The following is a 21,735-nucleotide window of genomic DNA, read 5'->3' as shown; positions in this document are numbered from 1 at the left end:
GGACCGCCGATGAGGGGAGCGGGGTGCGGCGTGTCGTGTCGCCCCGTATGGCGGCGGCTACTCGGCGACCGCCTCCACGATCGAGGGGAAGGCCGGTGTGGGCAGCACCCGCGTCAGCCGGAAGCCGCCGGCCGACAGCAGCGTCGCGAACTCCTCCGAGGTCCGCTCCTGCCCGTCGACCGTCATCAGCGCGACGTCCAGGGTCTTGCCGAAGTGCGGGGCGTTGCCCGGCGGCAGTACGGCGTCGATGACCAGCAGCCGGCGGCCGGCCGCCATGGCCCGGTGGCAGGTGCGCAGGATGCGCAGACAGGCCTCGTCCGGCCAGTCGTGCAGGACGTGCTTGAGCACATAGATGTCACCGCCCTCCGGTACGGACGCGAAGAAGTCGCCCTCCTGGGTGCGCCAGCGGCCCTTCAACTCGTCGCCGTCCAAGAGGTGATGGGCCAGCGGCGGGGCCTGGTCGAAGAGCACACCGGTCAGTTGCGGGTGGCGGCGCAGCGCGGCGCGCAGCAGCCCGCCGCGGCCCCCGCCGATGTCCACGACCGTGCCCGTCCCGGGGAACGGATATACGGCCGCCACCGCCTCGTCCACGGGGGCGGACAGCGACGACATCCCGTCGTCCAGGAGCCGGCGGGCCGCCGGATCCGACAGCAGATGCTCGAAGAGAGACGCCCCGAAGAGCCGCTCGAAGGACGCGCCGCCGTGCCGTACGGACTCGGGGAGGGCGGCCGTGGTCCGCAGGAACAGCTCGTCGGTCATCATCATGACGGCCGGGTGCAGCGAGTCGGGGACGTCGGTACGCAGGGGAGCGGCGGCCGGCGTCAGGTGGTAGGCGCCCGCGGTGTCCTCCCGGAAGATGCCGCGGGTGGCGAGATAGCGCAGTACGCGGCGCAGATGCGGGGCGTGGGTGCCGGTGGCGGCGGCCAGCTGCTCGGCGGTGCGCGGACCCTCGGCGAGCTGGTCGGCGATGCGGTGGTGCGCCGCGGTGCGCAGCGCGGCGGAGAAGACATGCCCCATGGCCTGGTCCATCAGGTGTGCCGTGAGGTCTCGGGGCTCGCCGGTCGGTCGGTTGGGGGAAGTGGCCAACGTCAGCCTCCAGTCATCGGCTTGGGCGTGCTGGTCCCGGTCGCAGGCAGGATGAGCCACGGTCGCAGCCGTCGGCTCCGGTGTCACGGACGGGCAGTGGAGCACCCGCGAAGTCCGGCCAGGGAAGGCGGAGTGCCCCTACGGGACGGCTCCGGGGCGGGTGGGGGACCGGGCCTCGGTGCGGGGTGGTGATGCATGGTCGAATGCGTGTATGAGCGACAGCGACACGACAGGCAAGACCGGCCCGACCGATGACGCCGAGCACCCCGACCACTCCGCCCCCGCCCTCGTCCTGGCCCCGCTCGACGAGCGCCTGGCGGACCTCGTGGCCCTCTACGAAGACCTGCACCGCCATCCCGAACTCGGCTTCCAGGAGACCCGTACGGCCGCCGAGGCAGCCCGCCGTCTGACCGGCTGCGGCTATGACGTGACCACCGGCATCGCCCGAACCGGCGTCGTCGGCGTGCTGCGCAACGGCCCGGGGCCCGTGGTCCTGCTGCGCGCCGACATGGACGCCCTGCCCGTCACCGAGAACTCCGGCCTGGACTACGCCTCCACGGTCCCCGGCCGGATGCATGCCTGCGGACACGACGTCCATGTGACCTGCCTGCTGGGCGCCGCCGATCTGCTCGCGGCTGGCCGCGCCCACTGGTCCGGCACGCTGGTCGTGCTCTTCCAGCCCGCCGAGGAGGTCGGCAGCGGCGCCCGCGCCATGCTCGACGCCGGCCTCTACAGCAAGGACCTCGTCCCGACGCCCGATGTGGTGCTGGCTCAGCATGTCGCCCCCTTCGGCGCCGGGCTGATCGCGTACTGCCCCGGTCCGTGCATGGCCGCAGCGGACAGCCTGGAGATCACCTTCCACGGCATCGGCGGTCATGGCTCCCGGCCCGAGACCACCGTCGACCCGATCCTGATGGCGGCGTCCTTCGTGCAGCGGGTGCAGTCCGTGGTGGCCCGTGAGGTCGCGCCGAAGGACCGGGCGGTGGTCAGCGTCGGTTCCTTCCACGCCGGGGACACCGCCAATGTCATCCCCGACCGCGCCGTCGTACGCCTCAGCGTCCGCACCTTCGACGAGACGGTGCGCACGGCCGTACTCGCCGCCATCGACCGCATCGCGCGCGCCGAGGCCGCCGCCTCCGGTGCGGACCGCGCCCCCGGGACCGAGGTCCTGGACTCCTTCCCCGTCACCGTCAACGACTCCACGACCCTGCGGCAGGTCAACGAGCAGTTCACCGGACTCTTCGGTGAGCAGCGGCTGTTCGCCTACGAGCCGGCGACCGGCAGCGAGGACGCCGGACTCCTGGCGACCGCCGCCGGGGCACCGCTCTACTACTGGTGGCTGGGCGGCTGGGACCCGGAGGAGTTCCGTACGGCGCTGGCGGCCGGGCGGCTGGCGCAGGACATCCCGTCCAACCATTCGCCGCACTTCGTACCGGTGGTCCGGCCGACCCTCACCATGGGCGTCGAGGCGCTGACCGCCGCCGCGCTCAACCAGCTCGCTCCGGCGGGCGCGGAGGACGGGACGGAGACGACGGGCGCGGCCGGCGGGGCGGAGACGACGGGACAGGCCGGTCCGGGCGGGCGGCGGTAACGGGCCGGCCGGGGTGGGCGGAGGTATCGGGTCGGCCGGGGCGGGCGGAGGTAACGGGTCGGCCGGGGCGGGCGGAGGTGACGGGTCGGCCGGGGCGGGCGGAGGTGACGGAACAGGCCGGTCGGAGCGGGCGGCGGTGACGGAACAGGCAGGTCAGGGCGGGGTGGCGGCAAAGGTTTGACCTTGTCCTTGGGGGAAGCCCCAGCATCGGCCGTGCCGGGCGAGGCGCCCGGCACGAGGAGGGCGGACGGGTGGACGGACGGGTGGACGGACGAGCGATCGCAGGCATGGGCATGGCGCCCTGCGGGGACGGTGAGCTGCTGACCATCGGGGCCTTCGCACGGGCCTCCCGGCTCTCGCCGAAGGCGCTACGGCTCTACGACGAGCTCGGCCTGCTGACCCCGGCCCATGTCGACCCGCGCAGCGGCTACCGCCACTACGCACCCGCCCAGCTGGAGCGGGCCCGGCTGGTGGCCTGGCTGCGCCGGCTCGGTATGCCGCTGGCCCACATCCGCGAGGTGTGCGAGCTGGCGCCGGCCGCGGCAGCCGCGGCGGTCACCGCGTACTGGGCGCAGGTCGAGGCCGACACCGCCGCCCGCCGGGACCTGGCCGCCTTCCTCGTCGACCAGCTGTCCAGGAAGGACACCGTCATGACCGAACCGCGTACCCCTTTGACGATGCGCTGCGCCGCCCTCACCGACCGGGGGCTGGTGCGCCCGGCCAACCAGGACGCCGCCTACGCGGGGCCGCGGCTGCTGGCCGTGGCCGACGGCTACGGCCCGAGCGGCGGCCCCGCCGCGACGGCCGCGATCGAGGCGCTCAAGGACCTGGAGAACCAGGACCTGACCTCGGCGGATCTGCCGGCCGTGCTGGAGGAGGCGGCCCATCGCGCACACCGCGCCGCCCCGTCGGCGGACGAGGCGAGCGGCTGCACCCTGACCGCGCTGCTGCGCTCCGGCTCGCAGCTGGCGCTGCTGCACATCGGCGACTCGCGCGCCTATGTCCTGCGCGACTCCGGCCTCTTCCGCGTCACCCACGACCACAGCCTGGTCCAGTCGCTGGTCGACGAGGGCCGGCTCACCCCCGAGGAGGCGTCTTCGCACCCCCAGCGCGCGCAGCTGCTGCGATCGCTGGAGGGCGGCACCGCGTTCGCCCCCGACCTGCAACTGCTGGAGGCGCGGCCCGGCGAGCGCTATCTGCTGTGCACGGACGGCCTGACCGGCGTGCTGCCGGCCGAGACGATCCAGGACGTGCTGACCACGGCCGACGGCCCCGACCAGGCCGTACGGGACCTGATCCGGCTGGCCCGCGAGGCGGGGGCGCCGGACAACGTGGGGTGCGTGGTGGGGGAGTTGGCGGCGGCGTAGGGCGAGGGTGAGCGCGGCGGCGGGGCCCCGGCCCCGCCGCCGCGCTCGGCCGTCGTCAGGCCAGGCCCTTGAGCATCCCCTTGAAGTAGAGCTGCGGCAGCCCGTAGCGCTTGAGGAACCACATATCGGTGCGCTCCCGGGTGGTGTCGATGAACGGGATCGACGGGGTGGGCTCCAGGTCGTAGTCGAACTCTGCGAGCAGCATCTTGTGCCGGGCGGTGACCAGGGGGCAGGAGGTGTAGCCGTCGTAACGGGCGGTGGCGGGGCGTCCGCGCAGACCCGCGAGGAGGTTGGCGACGACGACCGGGGCCTGCTTGCGGATCGCGGCACCCGTTTTGGACGTCGGCAGATTGGCGACGTCGCCCAGGACGAACACATGCGGGAAATCGGGGTGTTGGAGGGTTTCCCGGTCGGCTTTGACGTACCCGTACGGGGAGGCGGGGTCGGCGAGCGGGCCGCCGGCCAGCCATGCGGGGGCGCGCTGCGGCGGTACGGCGTGCAGCAGGTCGTAGCGGATGGTCTCGTCCGTGCCGCTGGTGTGGTCGGTGATCACCGCCTCGCGCGCCGCGCCGTCGAGCCGGGTCATCTCGGAGCTCAGCCGCACCTCGATGCCGTACCTCCGGGCCGTCTCCGTCAGCGCACGGGAGAAGACCGGCACCTTGAACATCGCGGGCTCCGGGAGCACCAGGATGGTGCGGATCGCGTCCAGTACACCGCGCTTGCGCCAGTGGTCGGCCGCCAGGTACGCGATCTTCTGCGGGGCGCCGCCACACTTCACCGGCCCGGACGGCATGGTGAACACGGCCGTGCCGCGCCGCATCCGGCGGATCAGCTCCCAGGTGAGCGGGGCGAGATCGGGCCGGTAGTTGCTGCTCACCCCGCCGTGCCCGAGGGCCCCGGCCAGGCCGGGCACGCCGTCCCAGTCCAGATGCAGGCCGGGGCTGAGGACCAGCCGCCCGTAGGAGAGGACCCGGCCGGAGGCGGTGGTGACCGTACGGGCGGCCGGGTCGACGGCGGTGGCGCGCTCACGCAGCCAGCGCACGCCGGGCGGCATGACGTCGGCCTCGGTGCGCAGTGCGGCGCGCAGCGGGGCCTGGCCGCCGCCGACCAGCGTCCACAACGGCTGGTACCAGTGCGTCTCGGAGGGCTCCAGCAGTGCGATGTCCCGGAGTCCGGCGCGGCGTAACCGGGCGGCGACGGTGATGCCTGCGGTGCCGCCGCCGATGATCAGGACCTGGTGGTGGGACGGGGCGGCGGGTGCGGGGGCCATGTGCTTCCTCCTGGTGGGTGGGTCGAAAAGGATCGGTGCAGTGGTGGGTGGACGCAAGGGGCGGGTGGCGTGGTGCGGGCCGGGCGGTCAGGGGGCCCAGAGGCGGGGGAGGGCGGTGGCCGCCATGGCGACGGCGAGGACGGTGACGAGGCAGGCGAAGGCGGTGGTCAGGGCCTGTGGGCGCAGGCGGGTGGTGAGGCGGTTGCCGAAGTGGCTGCCGACCGCCGCGCAGGCCGCGAAGCCCGCCAGCAGCGGCCAGTCCAGGGCGCCGGTGCCGGCCCGGGTGCCCAGCGCCGTAAGGGAGTTGATGAGGATGACGAGGAGGGAGGTGCCGATCGCGGCCGGCATCTCCAGGCCCAGCACCAGGGTGAGGGCGGGGACGACGACGAAGCCGCCGCCGACCCCGAAGAAGCCGGTGAGCAGCCCGACGACGGAGGCGGTCACGGCGAACCGGACGGGACGGGCCGGACGGGCAGGACGGGAGGGGCGCAGGGGAGGCCCGGGGCGGGGCTGCGGGTGAGGGGCGGGGCCGGCGCGGCCAGGGGAAGGGGCCGGATCCGGGGTGTCCTGGAAGGGCGCGGGCTCAGGGGCGTCCGGTAAGGGCATGGGCTGGGTGAGATCTCGTAGGGGCACGGGTTCTGCTGCGTCCCGTAAGGGCGCGAATTCCTGCGGGTCCCGTAAGGGCGCGGGTTCCCCGGTGTCCCGTAAGGGCATGGGTTCCCCGGTGTCCCGTGACGGCCGTGAAGGCACCTGCTCCGCCAGGTCCCGTAAGGGCACAGCCCCCGCCGGGTCCCCTGAGGGCGCGGTCTCCGTGGGCACCCGTAAGGGACGGGCGCCGGCCGCCGCCCGGCGCTCGCGCAGCCCCCGTGACAGCAGCATCGCCGCCACCACGAGCAGCAGCCCGGCGAAGGCGGCCATCAGCACCGCAGGGTCCAGCGCCGCGCTCCACCGGGAACCGAGGTAGCTGCCGGCCGTACCCAGCGCCCCGAAGGCCGCACCGGCCGCCCACCGGACCCGCCCGGCACGGGCATGGCAGGCCATCCCGGTCACCGCGCCGACCGTGACGACGATCAGCGCGCCCGCGGTCGCCTCGTGCGGCGACTGCCCCAGCAGATAGACCAGCGCGGGCACCGCCAGCACGGAGCCGCCGCCGCCGAGCGCGCCCAGCAGCACCCCGATCAGCAGCCCGCACGGCACCGCCGCGGCGGCTATGAGGACGGACACGAGGCCCGCGGCGCAAGGGCGACGGCCGGGCTTGCGTCGGACCACTCCGCGACGAAGGTGAACCGGTCGCCGCGGACCACCGTCTCGCGCCACTCCACCGGCCGCTCCCCGGCCCGCCCCAGCCGTTCGATGGTGAACGCCGCCTCCCGGTCGGCGAGCCCCAGCAGCCACGCCTGCCGGATGTCCGGCAGGAACGGCTGGATCCGCTCGCGGCCGCCGGTGACCTTCACCCCGCAGCGGCGCGTCAGTTCGCCGTAGAGCGAGGTGTGCCCGAAGTCGGCGTCCAGCAGCGGCTCGGCGACCTCGGCGGGCAGATACGCGGTGTCGTGGGCGAGCGGTTCGCCGTCCGCGAGCCGCAGCCGCTCCAGTACGACCAGCGGGGCATCCGCCACCAGCCCCAGATGCCCGGCGATCGTCCCGTCCGCGGTCCGCTCCAGCCGCAGTACCTCGCTGCGCTGGTCCACGCCCTGGCCCTCCAGCTCGCGGAAGAGGCTGTAGAGAGAGCCCAGCGGCTGCTGTATGCGACGGGTGTCCAGCCGGCTGGTGCGGCCGCGTTCGGCGATCACCAGGCCGTCGGCGCGCAGCTTGCGCAGCGCCTCCCGGACGGTGTGCCGGCTGACCTCGTACTCGCCGGTGAGCCGGTGCTCGGCCGGGAACTCCGCGCTGAATTCGCCGGTTTCCATCCGGCGGCGCAGATCGTCGAAGAGCTGGGCCCACAGGGGCAGCGGCGAGCGCCGGTCCAGGGGGCGCGGGCCGTGCGCGCCGTCCGGCGGCTCGGTCGTCATGGTGGGTTCCTCCGCGGGCGTACGGGGTGGTGAGCGTGCGGTCGGTGATGCCGGGGCGGCCGGGGCGAGGTCGCGCGGGACGCCACACCTGGCACGAAGCCACCCGTGACCCTGAGGTGCGAAGTCACGTGTGACGCCTGGGGCGAGGTCGTGCGGGTGCGTCCGAGGCGAGGGCACTCGTCTTCGTCTGATGGGCGGTCACATGGGTACTGGGCGGCGACCCCGGCTTGTTCGCCCGCCACCCGGCTCCCTAATGTACGTACATCCGTGCATCCGCACAACGCACTCTGCCCGAGCGGGCCCCAGCCGCCGCGCACGGGCCCCGCGCACCCCTGGAGGCCGACCGTGCACTTCGCGCAGTACTACCTCGACTGCCTCTCCCAGGCGTCGTATCTGATCGGCGACGAGACCACCGGACGCGCCGTCCTCGTCGACCCACGCCGCGATATCGACGACTACCTGCACGACGCGGAAGCTGCCGGCCTGCGCATCGAACTCGTCATCGAGACGCACATTCACGCCGACTTCCTCTCCGGCCACCTCGAACTCGCGCGGGCCACCGACGCCGCGATCGCCTTCGGGGAAGCTGCCCAAACCGGCTTCCCCATACGGCGGTTAAAGGACGGCGAGCGCATCTCGCTCGGGGCGGACGACGCCGAGGGGGTCACCCTCACCGCCCTCGCCACCCCCGGCCACACCCTCGAATCCATCTGTCTGCTCATCCGCGAACACCCCGACGACGAGGTGCCGTTCGGCGTCCTCACCGGCGACACCCTCTTCGTCGGTGATGTCGGCCGCCCCGACCTGCTCTCCGCCGCCGGACACTCCCCGCACGACATGGCCGCCCGTCTGTATCGCTCCCTGCACACCAAACTCCTGGCCCTCCCGGACGCGACCCGGGTCTTTCCCGCACACGGCGCCGGTTCCGCCTGCGGCCGCAGCCTCTCCACCGAGACCAGCTCCACCATCGGCGACCAGCGCCGCCTCAACTACGCGCTCCAGCCCATGCCGGAGGCCGACTTCGTCCGCCTGGTCACCGCGGGACAGCCCGCCACCCCCGGGTACTTCGCGCACGACGCGGCCCTCAACCGTGATGGCCACCCCCTCCTGGACCCCCGCCCGCCGGCCGCCCTCACCCTGGACGAGGCGCTCGCGGCCCGCGACCGGCAGGGCGCCGTCCTCCTCGACTGCCGCCCGTCGGCCGCCTACACCCGCGCGCACCTGGCCGGTTCGCTCCATACGAGCCTGGACACCCGGTTCGCGGAGTACGCCGGCAGCGTGGTGGCCCCGGGCACCCCCGTCGTGCTGATCGCCGACCCCGGTACGGAGCAGGAGGCCCGCCTCCGCCTCGCCCGCATCGGCTACGACCGCGTCCTGGGCCATCTGTCCGACCCGGCCGCCGTACTGGAGCGCACCCCCGCCCTCACCCGCCGCAGCCGCCGCGTCCGCCACGACGAACTCGCCCTGGAACAGCCGCAGCCGCAGCCGGCCGACGCCGCGGCGACGGCCGGTGCACCTGCGCCCGGCGCACCCGCGACCGAGGCCCCAGCGCCCAACGCCCCAGCGACCGGCATCCAGTTGATAGACGTCCGCAACCCGTCCGAGTACGAGGCGGGAGCCCTCCCCGGCGCCCGCAACATCCCGCTGGCCGGCCTCTCCCAGCACCTCACCGAACTGGACCCGGCCCGCCCGGTGGTCCTGTACTGCCGCAGCGGCGGCCGGTCGGTGATCGCGGCGGCACTGCTGGAGGCGCGCGGGTTCGGCGATGTGTGCGATGTGGTGGGGGGATACGAGGCGGTGGCGGCGGCCGTGGGGTGAGGCGCGCGACCGGTGGGCCGCCGCCTCAGCCGTGACGCCCCGGCCGGTGGCGCCCGCGTACCCGTACGAGCACCAGGGCCGCGGCGGTGGCCAGGCAGGCGGCGGCGGGGAGCGCCAGGGACGGGCGGCCGTCGCCGCTCGTCGTGGCAGTGCCGGTGAGGGCGAGCCCGGCCCCCGCCGTGGCTGTCATCACGGCCTTGGTCACACCGGACGCCTCCCCCGCGCGTTCGCGGCGTACGGTCGCCTGGGTGCCGGTGAGGGCCAGCCCGCCGGCCACGCCCAGCGCCGCCGCGGCCCCCGTCGAGGCCAACAGCAGGGCGGACGTGTCCGCAGCGTGCTCGCAGGCCCCCAGGGCTGCCGCGGCGGCGGCCAGGCAGAGCGCCATCACCGGCACGGCCGCCGCGGGGCGCACCCGGCCGGCCGTCGGGCCGCCGGCGGCCAGTGCGGCGGCCGGGGCGAGAAAGGCCACCCCCGCGGCCGGCCCCGGCCACCCCTGGCCCCGTTGGAGCATCAAGGGGACGACGTACAACAGCGCCACGATCGCGGAGTTGGCGACCGCACCGGCCACGGTCAGCGCCACGTAAGGGCGGTTACGGAACAGCGCGAGGTCCACCAGCGGGTCGGGGGAGCGCCGCTCGGCCCGTACGAACAGCGCGCCGAGCAGCGCCGCGCCGGCCAACCAGGCCCAGGCCGCGGTGTCTTCCAGCCAGCGGGCCAGACAGGCCAACGCACCCGTGGCGGTGGCCGCTCCGGCGGCGTCGAGGGAAGGTCCGGCATCCGGAGCGCGGGACTCCGCCGCCCGGCGGGCGCACAGCGCGGCGGCCAGGGCGAGCGGCACCGTCAGCCAGAAGACGGCCCGCCAGGACACCGACCGGGCGAGCATGCCGCCGAGGAACGGCCCGCAGACGGTGGCCAGTCCGGCCAGCCCCAGCGCACGGCCCGTCACCCGGCGCGCACGCCCCGGCGGACAGGCGTTGGTCAGCAGGGCCAGCCCGGACGGCATGATCAGCGCGCCGCCGGCGCCCTGCCCCACCCGCGCCGCCACCAGCAACGGCAGCGACGGTGCCAGCGCGCACAGCACGGAGGTGACACCGAAGAGGGACAGCCCGAGGATCAGCATCCGGCGCCGCCCGTAGAGGTCGCCGAGACGGCCGGCGACCGGCATCAGGGAACCGGCGGCCAGCAGATAGCCGCTGACGACCCAGGGCGTGGCGGTGGCCGAACCGTGCAGGGCGTCGCGGACGACGGGGAGCGCCGGGCTCAGCGCGAAGGAGTCCCACTGGACACAGAAGGCGCTGGTGGCGACGGCGGCCGACGCCCAACGGGCCTGCGGACCAAGGCGGGTGTGCGGCAAGCGGGTGTGCGGGCCGCAGCGGGTGTGCGGGTCACAGCGGGTGTACGGGCCGGAGCGGGGGTGCGGTTCGGGTTTCGGCATGACGGGTATCGGGCCGCCTCTCATGGGTCCGGCTCTCGCATCTGCGGAGGGAAACGGAAAAAAGGAGGGGGAGAGGGGGATGAAGTGCACCGGAGAGGGGCAGGACGCCTGGGGCGCAATGTGCGCACCGGCCGAAGGGGCCGTTGCGGTGAGCCGAGCGGCCCGGCGCGATATGCCGAGGGCCGGGTGCGGTGGTGCCGGAGTCCCTGCGAGGCGGCGGAGGAGCGGTCGCGGTGAGCCGGGAAGGCCCGGCGCGGGTGCTGCCGCGCGGGTGCGGGAGAGGCGGGCGCAGGCCTCATACAGCGGACGTTCAGCGAACGTTGATCGATGATCTACATCCTGATCCGCATGTTGCGCCGTATGACCTCAGAGCATGCAGATGACGCCCGGGAAGTGCAAGAACCGGAGGCGTCGCGAATCGCCCTCACCTGGAGCGGGGAGCCCGGGCGCCGGGAGGAGTTGACGCACGGCATGCTCCTCGACCAGGCCGAGCGGGCCGCTGCCACGCTCACCCGGCTCGGGGTACGGGCCGGTGACCGGGTCGCGGTGCATCTGCCGCTGGTGCCCGAGTCGGTGATCGCCACGCTCGCCTGCGGCCGGCTGGATGCGATACGCACCACGCTGCCGGTCTCGTTGACGGTGCCCGAACTGGTCGCACGGACGCGTGAGTCCTCGGCCCGGGTACTGATCACGGCCGATGCGGCGTTCTGGGACGGGGCCGTACGGCCGGTGAAGGCGCTGCTCGACCATGCGCTGGCGCGGGGCGCGGCCGCGGGGGGCGCGCCGGACCGCACCGTGCTGGTGGTGAACCGGTGCTCGCGGCCGGTCTCCTGGAAGCCGGGCCGCGACCTGTGGTGGCACGAAGCACTGGGCACCCGGACCGTCACCCGCTGACGGGACAGGCCGCCCCGGGGACGGACGTTCCGCGCCCCATGAGCGGGCGCACCCTTCACCTGCCGAGGGCGCACCTTCACCTGCCGAGAGCGCACCCCTCACCTGCCGAGGGCACACCCTTCACCCGCTAAGGCCACAGAACAGGCCAGGTCCCTCATCCGTGCCTAGCGTGGGATGCGTGCCACAGCACTCAGATGCCCCACCTGCCCCGGCTGCGGACCCGGAGGCACCAGTGGCGCCGCCTCGGCCGAGGCCTCCGGTGCTCCATGCGACGCCGGTGGGCTCGGCCGTTGTGTTTCTCGTGCTCCTCGCCATCGCCCTGGGCGGTCACCTGTTGCCGCATCTCCATCCCGTACTGCTTCCCGAGGCCGCGCTCACCGCCTTCCTCGCTCTCGGCATCGCCTTCCGCCCTACCGCCCGGGTCAACGAACCGGCCGCCCGTCGACTTCTCCGACCGGGCCGCCGCACCCTCCCCCGACCGGAAAGGCCGCCGTCCCATGGCCCGCCATGAGTACGCACACCCCCGCCATCCCCTGCCCGGCTTCGACCGGAACCGGCCCTTCAGGCGCAGCCACGCCGCACAGAGCCCGCCGACCCGCCCCCGGGACGGCCACCGCCCGCGCCCCATACCCACCCACGACAAGGGCCGCTAGGGGGAGACACCCCATGGGCGGAGACGCCTCAGAGGCGGAGACGCCTCAGAGGCGGAGACGCCCCTTGGGCGGAGACGCGCCACCCGGTGCGGAAGCAATCACCGCCTGGCTCCCGCGCGCCCCACGCGGCTGCCGGTATCCCGCCGCCCTGTGCGGCGGCCGGCAATGACACGATGGCGCAATGGCGACAAAACCCATGGACTCCTCGGCACAGTGCCCCGCAGATCCCGAGCCGTGGACAGGTGGGGAAGCGCTGCACGAGGACCTTCGCGCGGCGAGGACCTGGGTGTACGACCCGTGTGGCTTCACCTGCTCCCGGCCGGTGCCCGAAGCGGAGAGCGCCGAGTACGCGGCACATGAGTTCACCCTCGACGGTTCCTGCGTCAGGTTCCGGGTGGCCAAGACGACGCCGACGAAGGTCGGTCAGTTCGTCACGGTGTGGAAGCGGCGCCCCGGAGGGCCCATCCAGCCGTTCGACGCCGAGGACCCGGTCGATCTCTTCGTCGTCAGCAGCCGCCAGGACCGGCAGTTCGGGCACTTCGTCTTTCCGCGCGACGTGCTCGTCGAGCGGGGCATCGTTTCCCGCAACGGCGCGGGCGGCAAGCGGGCGTTCCGCGTCTACCCGCCGTGGGTGGAGACCGCCAATCGCCAGGCCCGCAGTGCGCAGGCGTGGCAGGTGGACCACTTTCTGCCGATCGGTGCGGACGGCTCCCTCGACCAGGCCCGTGCCCGGGCGCTCTATCACCCGTGACCGACGGGCCCCGTGCCGAGCGGGAGGGCTCGCGGCGCGCCCGTACCCTGGAGGGGTGAGCACCACCCCCGACCCCGAGTCGGCCCCCGCACCCGAGGACGCGACCGAGGCCGCGTCCGAGGCCGCGCAGGCCCCCGCGCCCGCGCCGGCCGCGCGCCCGGCCCGCAAGCCCGCGGCGAGGCTGATCTTCGACGACCCGCTGAACCAGCAGTCCTCGGACGACACCGACCGGGGCTGGGGCGAGCGCCCGAGCGGCAGTGACAGCGCCGCCGACCTCGCCCGCTTCCTCGACGAAAAGCCGCCCCACCACCTCTGAGCGAGGCGAGGGGGCGGCGTGTGCCGGCCGCCGTGGGCGCCCGCTACTGCTGGGTCTTCTGCGCGCCGATGATCCCCGCGGCGGCGGCGGACGGGTCGGACGGCGAGCCGGTGCGCTGCGCGATCAGCGCATCGCGGATCTCGATGAGCAGCTCGACCTCGGTCGGGTTCACGGGGAGGTCGTCGACGCCCCTCTTGGCCGCCTGGCGTTCCTTCCACTTGTTGATCGGAAGGATCATGAGGAAGTACACGACCGCGGCGGTGATCAGGAACGTCAGGGCGGCGCTGAGCACCGAGCCCCACAGGATGTAGATACCGCTGGTGAATTCGCCCGTCTTCTGGTTCACCTCGCAGTCGGTCAGGCAGGCCTTGTAGTTGTCGAGGTTCTGCGAGCCCAGGGCACCGATGATCGGGTTGATCACGCCCTTGACCACGGCGTTCACGATGTTCGTGAAGGCAGCACCGACCACGACCGCGACCGCGAGTTCGATGACGTTGCCGCGCATCAGGAATTCCTTGAACCCCTGAAGGACGCCCTTGCTCTCGCTCACCTGACAGCCTCTTTCCACGCTCACTACGGATGGTGCATAAACACTCAGCACCGCAACTTACGACAGGGCGGGGCGGAGGTGTCCAGTTGTGGGCCACTTGATCTCGGGGCACCGGTCACCGCCCTCCCGCTGCCGTGGCCGACGGACAGCCGGGGGCGGGTGCGGCTCGTACGGCACCGTACGACGCTCCGCCGGCCAGTACTGCGGCGGCCGCCGCCAGGCCGGCGGCCAGCAGTCGCCGCCGCGCGCTCCGTCCTCCCCGGCGCCGGCCGCCACCGGCCCGTACCGGCGGGAAGTGCGGCACTTCACAGGGCGGGGGAGCGGGGAGTGGCGGCGAGAGGAAGGCGGGGTCGGTGTGGTGAGGGGGCGGGGAAGAGGCACGGGGCATGGTGGGCACCGCCTGTGGTGAGGGGGTCGGACGAACCGGCGATCACCACCGTGCCGGAATCCGCTCCGGCCCGCTCCGGGCTGTGGACGACCCCGCCCCTGTGGACAACCCGGCCACCCGGGAGAGGGAGGCGGGGCCGTCCGTCGCGGCGTTCGGGGCGCTACGGCAGGTCGATGCCCAGGTCCCAGCCGGTGTGCACCTCGGTGCACAGGCAGTTGCGGGCGGCGTTGTCAGGGAGGCCGGAGACCGCGTCGAACAGGACCTCGCGCAGTCGGCCGACGTTCTCGGCGAAGACCCGGAAGACTTCCTCGTGGGAGACGCCGTCGCCGGTCTCGGTGCCCGCGTCCAGGTCGGTGACCAGCGCCAATGACGTGTAGCACAGGCTCAGTTCGCGGGCCAGGACGGCTTCGGGGTGGCCGGTCATACCGACCACCGACCAGCCCTGTGCGGCGTGCCAGCGCGACTCGGCGCGGGTCGAGAAGCGGGGGCCTTCGATCACGACGAGGGTGCCGCCGTCGACCGGCTCCCAGTCCCGGCCACGGGCGGCCGTGAGGGCGGCCTGCCGCCCGGTGGGGCAGTACGGGTCGGCGAAGGTCAGGTGGACGACGTTGGGGGTCTTCCCGTCGGGGAGCGGTTCGCCGTCGAAGTAGGTCTGGGGGCGGGCCTTGGTGCGGTCGACGAGCTGGTCGGGGACCAGGAGCGTGCCGGGGCCGTATGCGGTCCGCAGGCCGCCGACCGCACACGGGGCGAGGACCTGGCGCACCCCGAGCGAGCGCAGCGCCCACAGGTTGGCGCGGTAGTTGATGCGGTGCGGCGGGAGGTGGTGGCCACGGCCGTGCCGGGGCAGGAACGCCACCTGGCGGCCGGCGATCTGCCCCAGGAACAGCGAGTCGCTGGGACGTCCGTAGGGGGTGTCCACCGTGATCTCGGTCACGTCGTCGAGGAAGGAGTAGAAGCCCGATCCGCCGATAACGCCAATCTCCGCGTCAGCCATGCCGGTCACACTATCGGGGCACGGCGGCCCGGGGCGGGCGGGTGGCGGAGGCGAAAGGAAGCCGTAAGACAGCGGACCCCGCCGTCGGTGACGGCGGGGTCCGAAGAGCTGTGGGTCAGGCCGCGGAGCTGGTGCCCGAGGAGCTGCCGGAGGACGACGAGGCGGCCGGGGCCGAGGACTTGGTGTCCGAGCTGCCGGACGAGGAGCTCGACGTGTCCGAGGAGGACGTGCTGCCCGCCGCGGAGGCGTTCTTCGCGGGGCTGCTGCTCGACGACGAGCCGCGGCTGTCGTTGCGGTAGAAGCCGGAGCCCTTGAAGACGATGCCGACCGCGGAGAACACCTTCTTGAGGCGTCCGTCGCAGGCGGGGCACTCCGTGAGCGCATCGTCGGTGAACTTCTGCACCGCCTCGAGGCCCTCGCCACACGCGGTGCACTGGTACTGGTAGGTCGGCACTTGTCTTCCTCCTGGCACTCTCACTCGATGAGTGCTAACGACGCTCCATCTTGCAGTATTCCCGCCCGACAGTCCACCGTGACCGGCCCACGGTGACCGACTACACGTCCGGTCAGGTGCGCGCCAGCTCCCGCTCGCGGGCGTCGGAAACGGCCGGGACCTGGGCATCCGTGCCGTGCGCTGGGCCCGCGGCGGTCCGCGTCGACGAGCGCGGCAACAGGTGGACGCGGAGCGCCAGCAGCACCGTCAGGGCCAGCGCCGTACCGGCCAGCGGCACCAGGAACCCGGTGCTCGGCCCGAAGCGGTCGGCGAGCTGGCCGGCCGAGGTGGCCGCGGCCGCCTGGCCCAGCGCGACCGCGCCGGTCAGCCAGGTGAAGGCCTCGGTGCGGGCGGCGGCCGGCACCAGCGACTCCACGAGGGTGTAGCCGGTGATCAGGGCCGGGGCGATGCACAGGCCGACGACCAGGCCGACCGCGCCGAGCAGCGGCACCGCGGTGACCGCCCACAACGGGGTGGTGGCCAGTGCCAGCAGCCCGTAGGCGACCAGCAGCCGGCGCCGCGGGCCGACCTTCCAGGCGATGAGGCCGCACGCGATACCGGCGAGCATGTTGCCGCCCGCGAAGATCCCGTAGAGCACGCCGTTGATGCCGGGCTGCCCGATGTGCTGGGTGAACGCGGTCAGCGAGACCTGCATACCGCCGAAGACGGCGCCGATGCCGAGGAACGCCACGATCAGGACGCGTACGCCGGGCACCGACAGCGCCGAGACGCGCGGCCGGTCGCCCGCGCGGTGCCGGTGCACCGGAGGCTGGCTGCGCCGCTGGGAGGCGAACAGCAGCCCGCCGGCCAGCGTCAGCGCGGCCTCGGCGACCAGACCGGCCGCCGGGTGGATGCCGGTGCACAGCGCGGTCGCCAGCACCGGGCCGACGACGAAGGTGAACTCGTCGGTCACCGACTCGAAGGCGGCGGCCGTCGGCATCAGCGGGCTGCCGCCGAGCCGGGAGGCCCAGCGGGCCCGCACCATCGGGCCGACCTGAGGGGTCGAGGCGCCCGTGGGGACGGCCACCGCGAACAGCGCCCACAGGGGCGCGTGGATGAGGGCGAGGGTGATCAGTGCACAGACGCCGGCGACGTGCACCAGTACGCCGGGGACCAGCACCGCGCGCTGGCCGAAGCGGTCGGCGAGCTTGCCGCCCTGCGGGGCGAACAGGGCCATCGAGACACCGGTCGCGGCGGACACCGCGCCTGCGGTGCCGTACGAGCCGGTGGTGGATTCGACGAGCAGCACGATGCCGATCGTCAGCATGGCGAAGGGCTGCCGGGCCAGAAAGCCGGGCAGCAGGAATGTCCATGCACCAGGGGTGCGGAGCAGTGTTCCGTAACCGGTACGGGAGTCCTTGACCGCGGATGCCACGGCCGGGCCTTTCTGCCGCCTGGTAGCGCGCCACCCGCGAGGTCGTCACGGGTACGCGCCGAGAGCTGTCCTCTCGCGCAGGACCGAGTGATACCGCGTGGTCCGCACCGGGAGGGTGGCTGCGTGTGGCAGGGGACCGCGGCCGCCGAGCGGTCGCGCCAGCTCTGCATCAGGCAGAGTTGGTTCGTCGATGTTGCGTTTTCATACTACAGGCCGCCGCGCGTGAAGCCCTGGGATTAGCCAGGGCTTCACGCGCATTTCCTTGGGATCCGTGGAGATCTGCACCACATCTCCGGCTCTTCGCCGGTTCCGCCGGACGTCAGCGGGGGCCGTGCCCGCGCCGCCCCGAGGAGCCGTCCGTGCCCAGCCAGCCGGCCAGCTTGCCGCCCTGCGAGACCGCCTGGAGCCGCCGTTCGGCCGCGTCGCGCACCGGGTCGGTGGCGACCACCAGCAGCTCGTCGCCGCGCCGCAGCACCGTCGAGGGCGACGGCACGAAGCTGGAGCCGTCCCGGACGATGAGGGTGACCGCGGCGCCCGCGGGCATCCGCAGCTCGCCGACCTCGACGCCGTGCATACGGGACGACGGGCCGATGGACGTGGACAGCAGATGGCCGCGCAGCCGCTCCAGAGGTGCGGACTCGATGCCCAGGTCGGCTGCCTCCTCGCCCTCGCCCAGCCGCAGCCGCTTGGCGAGCCACGGCAGCGTCGGCCCCTGGATCAGGGTGTAGACGACGACCAGGACGAAGACGATGTTGAAGACCCGGTCGCTGCCGGGGACATCGCCCACCATCGGGATCGTGGCCAGCACGATCGGCACCGCGCCGCGCAGCCCGGCCCACGACAGCAGGGTCTTCTCCCGCCAGGGCACCCGGAACGGCAGCAGCGCCACGAAGACGGACGTCGGCCTGGCCACCAGCGTCAGGATCATGCCGATCAGCAGCGCCGGCACGAAGTCGTCGAGCAGATTGTGCGGGGTGGCCAGCAGGCCGAGCAGGACGAACATGCCGATCTGGCCGATCCAGCCGAGGCCTTCGGCGAAGCCGCGGGTGGCCGGTGAATGCGGCAGCTTGGCGTTGCCGAGAACCATCGCGGCCAGATAGACGGCGAGGAAGCCCGAGCCGTGCGCCAGTGCACCGGCCGCGTAGGCGGAGACCGCGATGGCCATGACGGCGATCGGGTACAGACCGGACGCCGGCAGCGCCACATGCCGCAGGCCGTACGCGCCGAGCCAGCCGAAGGCCAGTCCGATGGCGGCGCCGATCGCCAGCTCCAGGGTGATCTCACCGAGCAGGGCGTACCAGTGTTCGACCGGCCCCGCGGTGGAGAAGGCGACGACGAGGATGACCACGGGGGCGTCGTTGAAGCCGGATTCGGCTTCCAGTACACCGGTCAGGCGGGCCGGCAGCGGCACGCTGCGCAGCACGGAGAAGACGGCCGCGGCATCCGTGGAGGACACCACGGCGCCGATCAGCAGCGCCTGGCGCCAGTCGAGCCCGGCCAGATAGTGCGCTCCGGCCGCGGTGACCCCCACGCTCACCGCGACGCCGACCGTCGACAGCGCCACCGCCCGGGGCAGCGCCGGTTTGATCTCTTTCCACTTGGTGCCCAGTCCGCCCTCGGCGAGGATCACGACCAGGGCGGTGTAGCCGAGGAGTTGGGTCAGCTCGGCGTTGTCGAAGACGACACCGCCCAGGCCGTCCTGCCCTATGGCAATGCCTATCCCCAGGTAGATGAGCAGGCTGGGGAGCCCGCTGCGCGAGGAGAGCCGTACCGCGGCAACCGCGATGAGCAGTACGAGCGAGCAGAGCAGCAGGAGTTCGTTGAGGTGGTCGACAGACAGGAGCTGGTCCTTCCTCGCACGGGTTCCGGAGTGGTCTTTCCTTACCGTATCTAGTTACTGAGACTAACAATTTACCATTGCTTGAAGGTTGAAGGTGCTGGTGGTGACTCCGCGTAGGGGTCGCCGAACCCGTGCGCCTATGGTTGCTCCAGCACGCCCACCCTGCCCCTCGAAGGACAGAGATGCCCGCCAACAAGTCCGGCCCAGTCCCCAGGAAGAAGAAGGGGCGGCGCGGCCGCCTCGTCGCGATCACGGTCGTGCTGCTGCTCGTGGCGGGCATCGGCTTCGGCGCGTTCTGGGGTGTCAGTACCGTCCGCGCCTCGTTCCCGCAGACCACCGGCTCGCTCAAACTCCCGGGCCTGACCAACCCGGTGGACGTCACCCGCGACGCCAACGGCATTCCGCAGGTCTACGCCGACACCGACGAAGACCTCTTCCGCGCCCAGGGATACGTCCAGGCCCAGGACCGCTTCTGGGAGATGGACGTCCGGCGGCACATGACCGCCGGCCGGCTCTCGGAGATGTTCGGCAAGGGCCAGGTCAAGACCGACTCGTTCCTGCGCACGCTCGGCTGGCGCCACGTGGCGCAGAAGGAGTACGACACCAAGCTGTCGCCCAGCACCAAGAAGTACCTCCAGTCCTACTCGGCGGGCGTCAACGCCTACCTCAAGGACCACGAGGGCTCGGCGGTGTCCCTGGAGTACGCGGCGCTGGACCTCCAGAACGACTACAAGCCCGAGAAGTGGACGCCGGTCGACTCGGTGGCCTGGCTCAAGGCGATGGCCTGGGACCTCCGCGGCAACATGCAGGAGGAGATCGACCGCTCCCTGATGACCAGCCGCTTCACCCCGGCGCAGATCGCCGAGCTCTACCCGGCATATCCGTACAAGCGGAACAAGCCGATCGTCGACGGCGGCGCGGTCGACCCCGCCACCAAGAAGTTCTCGCCCAAGGGTCCGGCGAGCTCGGCGAACACCACCCCCGCCGGCGCCACCACGGGCCTCCAGTCGCAGCTGTCCTCGCTGTCCAAGACCCTCGACAAGGTCCCGGCGCTGCTCGGTCCCAACGGCAACGGCATCGGCTCGAACTCCTGGGTCGTCTCCGGTGCGCACACCACCACCGGCAAGCCGCTGCTCGCCAACGACCCGCACCTGGCACCGCAGATGCCCTCGCTCTGGTACCAGATGGGCCTGCACTGCCGTACCACCGGCCCCAAGTGCAACTACGACGTCTCCGGCTTCACCTTCTCCGGTATGCCCGGCGTCGTCATCGGCCACAACCAGGACATCTCCTGGGGCATGACCAACCTGGGTGCCGACGTCACCGACCTCTACCTGGAGAAGGTCAACGCCGACGGCTACCTCTTTGACAACAAGCAGCAGCCCTTCATAACCCGCAAGGAGACCATCAAGGTCGCCGACGGCGAGAGCCACCACATCACCGTCCGGTCCACCAGGAACGGGCCGATCGTCTCCGACCGCGACGGCGAACTGGCCAATGTCGGCAAGGACGCCCCGGTCGGCAATGCCGCACCGGACCGCGGCGACGGCTACGCCGTATCGCTGCGCTGGACCGCGCTGAACCCCGGCAAGTCCATGGACGGCGTCTTCGAACTCAACCGCGCCAAGGACTGGAACGGCTTCCGCAAGGCCGCCGGGCACTTCGAGGTCCCCTCCCAGAACCTGGTCTACGCCGACACCAAGGGCAACATCGGCTACCAGGCCCCGGGCCAGATCCCGGTCCGCGGCAAGGGCGACGGCCACTTCGACGGTACCTACCCTGCGCCCGGCTGGGACCCGAAGTACCAGTGGGCCGGCTACATCCCGCAGAAGTCCCTGCCGTACGAGTACAACCCCCAGCGCGGCTACATCGTCACCGCCAACCAGGCCGTCACCGACGAGAAGTACCCCTACCTCCTCACCAAGGACTGGGGCTACGGCTCCCGCAGCCAGCGGATCAACGACCTGATCGAGTCGAAGATCAAGGACAGCGGCAAGGTCTCCACCGACGACATGCAGGCCTTCCAGAAGGACAACAGCAGCGAGATCGCCCGGCTGCTGACGCCCTACCTCACGAAGGTCGACATCAAGGACAAGTACGTCCGCGACGCCCAGCAGCTGCTGGACGGCTGGGACTTCAGCCAGGAGCCCGACTCCGCTGCGGCCGCCTACTTCAACGCCGTCTGGCGCAACACCCTCAAGCTCGCCTTCGGCAACAAGATGCCCAAGGAGCTGCGCCCCGACGGGCAGTGCCTGACCGTCCGCCCGGCCGACGAGACCGGCCCCGCCGACGAGAACGACAAGTACATCCGCGAATGCGGCGAGCGGGACGGTGACTCCGCCCAGCCCGACGGCGGTGACCGCTGGTACGAGGTCGTCCGCGGCATCCTGGACGACCCGAACAACGCCTGGTGGAAGACCGAGGACCGGCCCAACCGCCCCGGTGACAAGAACCGCGACCAGCTCCTGGCACACGCCATGAAGGACGCGCGCTTCGAGCTGACCTCCAAGCTGGGCAAGAACATCGACAACTGGAGCTGGGGCCGGCTGCACCAGATGTTCCTGAAGAACCAGACCCTGGGCACCGACGGCCCCGGCTTCCTCCAGGGCCTGTTCAACCGCGGCCCCTGGAACGTCGGCGGCGGCGAGGCCGCGGTCGACGCCACCGGCTGGAACGCCGCCGGCGGCTACAAGGTCACCTGGGTCCCGTCGATGCGGATGGTGGTCAACCTCGCCGACCTCGACAAGTCCCGCTGGATCAACCTCACCGGCGCCTCCGGACACGCCTACGACGCCCACTACTACGACCAGACCGACAAGTGGGCCAAGGGTGATCTGCTGCCCTGGGCGTACAGCAAGGACGCCGTCAAGAAGGCGGGCAAGGACACGCTGACCCTGTCGCCGTA

General features: G+C 72.5%; 17 protein-coding genes. 7 read left to right on the top strand and 10 right to left on the bottom strand.

Annotated elements, in window-relative coordinates; genetic code table 11:
- Window positions 1–57: 57 nt before the first annotated feature.
- Window positions 58–1,086, bottom strand: coding sequence for an acetylserotonin O-methyltransferase (locus tag M8I34_RS34340; protein WP_250056404.1), 1,029 nt, complete (start codon window positions 1,084–1,086; stop codon window positions 58–60).
- Window positions 1,087–1,297: 211 nt separating this feature from the next.
- Here M8I34_RS34340 and M8I34_RS34335 point away from each other — a divergent pair, with 211 nt between their 5' ends.
- Both M8I34_RS34335 and M8I34_RS34330 read left to right on the top strand, forming a co-directional pair.
- Window positions 1,298–2,677 carry an amidohydrolase gene (locus M8I34_RS34335; RefSeq protein WP_250056402.1) on the top strand — a complete coding sequence of 460 codons (1,380 nt, stop codon included), beginning with the start codon at window positions 1,298–1,300 and terminating at the stop codon, window positions 2,675–2,677.
- Between the two features lie 287 nt (window positions 2,678–2,964).
- On the top strand, window positions 2,965–4,044 hold the full coding sequence (locus M8I34_RS34330; protein WP_374211026.1) for a MerR family transcriptional regulator: 1,080 nt from the start codon (window positions 2,965–2,967) through the stop codon (window positions 4,042–4,044).
- A gap of 55 nt (window positions 4,045–4,099) precedes the next feature.
- Here M8I34_RS34330 and M8I34_RS34325 read toward each other — a convergent pair whose 3' ends face one another.
- From M8I34_RS34325 to M8I34_RS34315, 3 genes are all read right to left on the bottom strand, one after another.
- A complete protein-coding gene (locus M8I34_RS34325) occupies window positions 4,100–5,314 on the bottom strand; it encodes an FAD/NAD(P)-binding oxidoreductase (protein WP_250056401.1) in 1,215 nt (404 codons plus the stop codon).
- An 87-nt stretch (window positions 5,315–5,401) separates the two neighbouring features.
- Window positions 5,402–6,538 carry a TSUP family transporter gene (locus tag M8I34_RS34320; protein ID WP_250056399.1) on the bottom strand — a complete coding sequence of 379 codons (1,137 nt, stop codon included), beginning with the start codon at window positions 6,536–6,538 and terminating at the stop codon, window positions 5,402–5,404.
- Window positions 6,523–7,323, bottom strand: coding sequence for a GntR family transcriptional regulator (locus M8I34_RS34315; RefSeq protein WP_250056397.1), 801 nt, complete (start codon window positions 7,321–7,323; stop codon window positions 6,523–6,525). The genes M8I34_RS34320 and M8I34_RS34315 overlap by 16 nt, the downstream gene beginning before the upstream one ends.
- Window positions 7,324–7,668: 345 nt before the next feature.
- Between M8I34_RS34315 and M8I34_RS34310 the strand changes: the two genes are divergently transcribed.
- Window positions 7,669–9,141: an MBL fold metallo-hydrolase gene (locus M8I34_RS34310; RefSeq protein WP_250056396.1), complete on the top strand. Its 1,473-nt coding sequence runs from the start codon at window positions 7,669–7,671 to the stop codon at window positions 9,139–9,141.
- A 25-nt stretch (window positions 9,142–9,166) separates the two neighbouring features.
- On the opposite strand, the gene M8I34_RS34305 is transcribed toward M8I34_RS34310, so the two are convergent.
- The gene (locus M8I34_RS34305; RefSeq protein ID WP_250056394.1) at window positions 9,167–10,576 is read right to left on the bottom strand and encodes an MFS transporter; all 1,410 of its coding nucleotides are present in this window, start codon (window positions 10,574–10,576) and stop codon (window positions 9,167–9,169) included.
- Window positions 10,577–10,936: 360 nt separating this feature from the next.
- Between M8I34_RS34305 and M8I34_RS34300 the strand changes: the two genes are divergently transcribed.
- From M8I34_RS34300 to M8I34_RS34290, 3 genes are all read left to right on the top strand, one after another.
- Window positions 10,937–11,470: an AMP-binding protein gene (locus tag M8I34_RS34300; RefSeq protein WP_250056392.1), complete on the top strand. Its 534-nt coding sequence runs from the start codon at window positions 10,937–10,939 to the stop codon at window positions 11,468–11,470.
- A gap of 834 nt (window positions 11,471–12,304) precedes the next feature.
- Window positions 12,305–12,874: a MepB family protein gene (locus M8I34_RS34295; RefSeq protein WP_250056390.1), complete on the top strand. Its 570-nt coding sequence runs from the start codon at window positions 12,305–12,307 to the stop codon at window positions 12,872–12,874.
- A 55-nt stretch (window positions 12,875–12,929) separates the two neighbouring features.
- Entirely contained in the window at window positions 12,930–13,190 is a 261-nt protein-coding gene (locus tag M8I34_RS34290) for a hypothetical protein (protein WP_250056388.1), read from the top strand.
- 43 nt (window positions 13,191–13,233) lie between these two features.
- On the opposite strand, the gene mscL is transcribed toward M8I34_RS34290, so the two are convergent.
- The 5 genes from mscL to M8I34_RS34260 all read right to left on the bottom strand — a co-directional run bounded on the left by mscL (window position 13,234) and on the right by M8I34_RS34260 (window position 18,830).
- Window positions 13,234–13,740, bottom strand: coding sequence for a large conductance mechanosensitive channel protein MscL (gene mscL / locus M8I34_RS34285; protein ID WP_250056386.1), 507 nt, complete (start codon window positions 13,738–13,740; stop codon window positions 13,234–13,236).
- A gap of 548 nt (window positions 13,741–14,288) precedes the next feature.
- Window positions 14,289–15,122, bottom strand: a complete 834-nt coding sequence (locus tag M8I34_RS34275) for an S-methyl-5'-thioadenosine phosphorylase (RefSeq protein WP_250056384.1) — start codon at window positions 15,120–15,122, stop codon at window positions 14,289–14,291.
- Window positions 15,123–15,237: 115 nt separating this feature from the next.
- Window positions 15,238–15,576 carry an FmdB family zinc ribbon protein gene (locus M8I34_RS34270; RefSeq protein WP_030985498.1) on the bottom strand — a complete coding sequence of 113 codons (339 nt, stop codon included), beginning with the start codon at window positions 15,574–15,576 and terminating at the stop codon, window positions 15,238–15,240.
- Window positions 15,577–15,688: 112 nt separating this feature from the next.
- Window positions 15,689–16,990 (bottom strand): MFS transporter, encoded by a 1,302-nt coding sequence (locus M8I34_RS34265; RefSeq protein WP_250056382.1) that lies wholly within the window; start codon window positions 16,988–16,990, stop codon window positions 15,689–15,691.
- Window positions 16,991–17,309: 319 nt separating this feature from the next.
- Complete coding sequence (locus M8I34_RS34260) at window positions 17,310–18,830, bottom strand: potassium/proton antiporter (RefSeq protein WP_250056484.1); 1,521 nt, start codon at window positions 18,828–18,830, stop codon at window positions 17,310–17,312.
- Window positions 18,831–19,012: 182 nt separating this feature from the next.
- On the opposite strand from M8I34_RS34260, the gene M8I34_RS34255 reads away from it, so the two are divergent.
- Window positions 19,013–21,735: penicillin acylase family protein (locus tag M8I34_RS34255; protein WP_250056380.1), on the top strand; the 2,723-nt coding region annotated here is incomplete at its 3' end.

Origin of the sequence: Streptomyces sp. MCA2, from assembly GCF_023544705.1 — a bacterium.
GTDB lineage: Bacteria > Actinomycetota > Actinomycetes > Streptomycetales > Streptomycetaceae > Streptomyces > Streptomyces decoyicus.
This window is presented reverse-complemented; position numbering and strand designations above follow the sequence as displayed.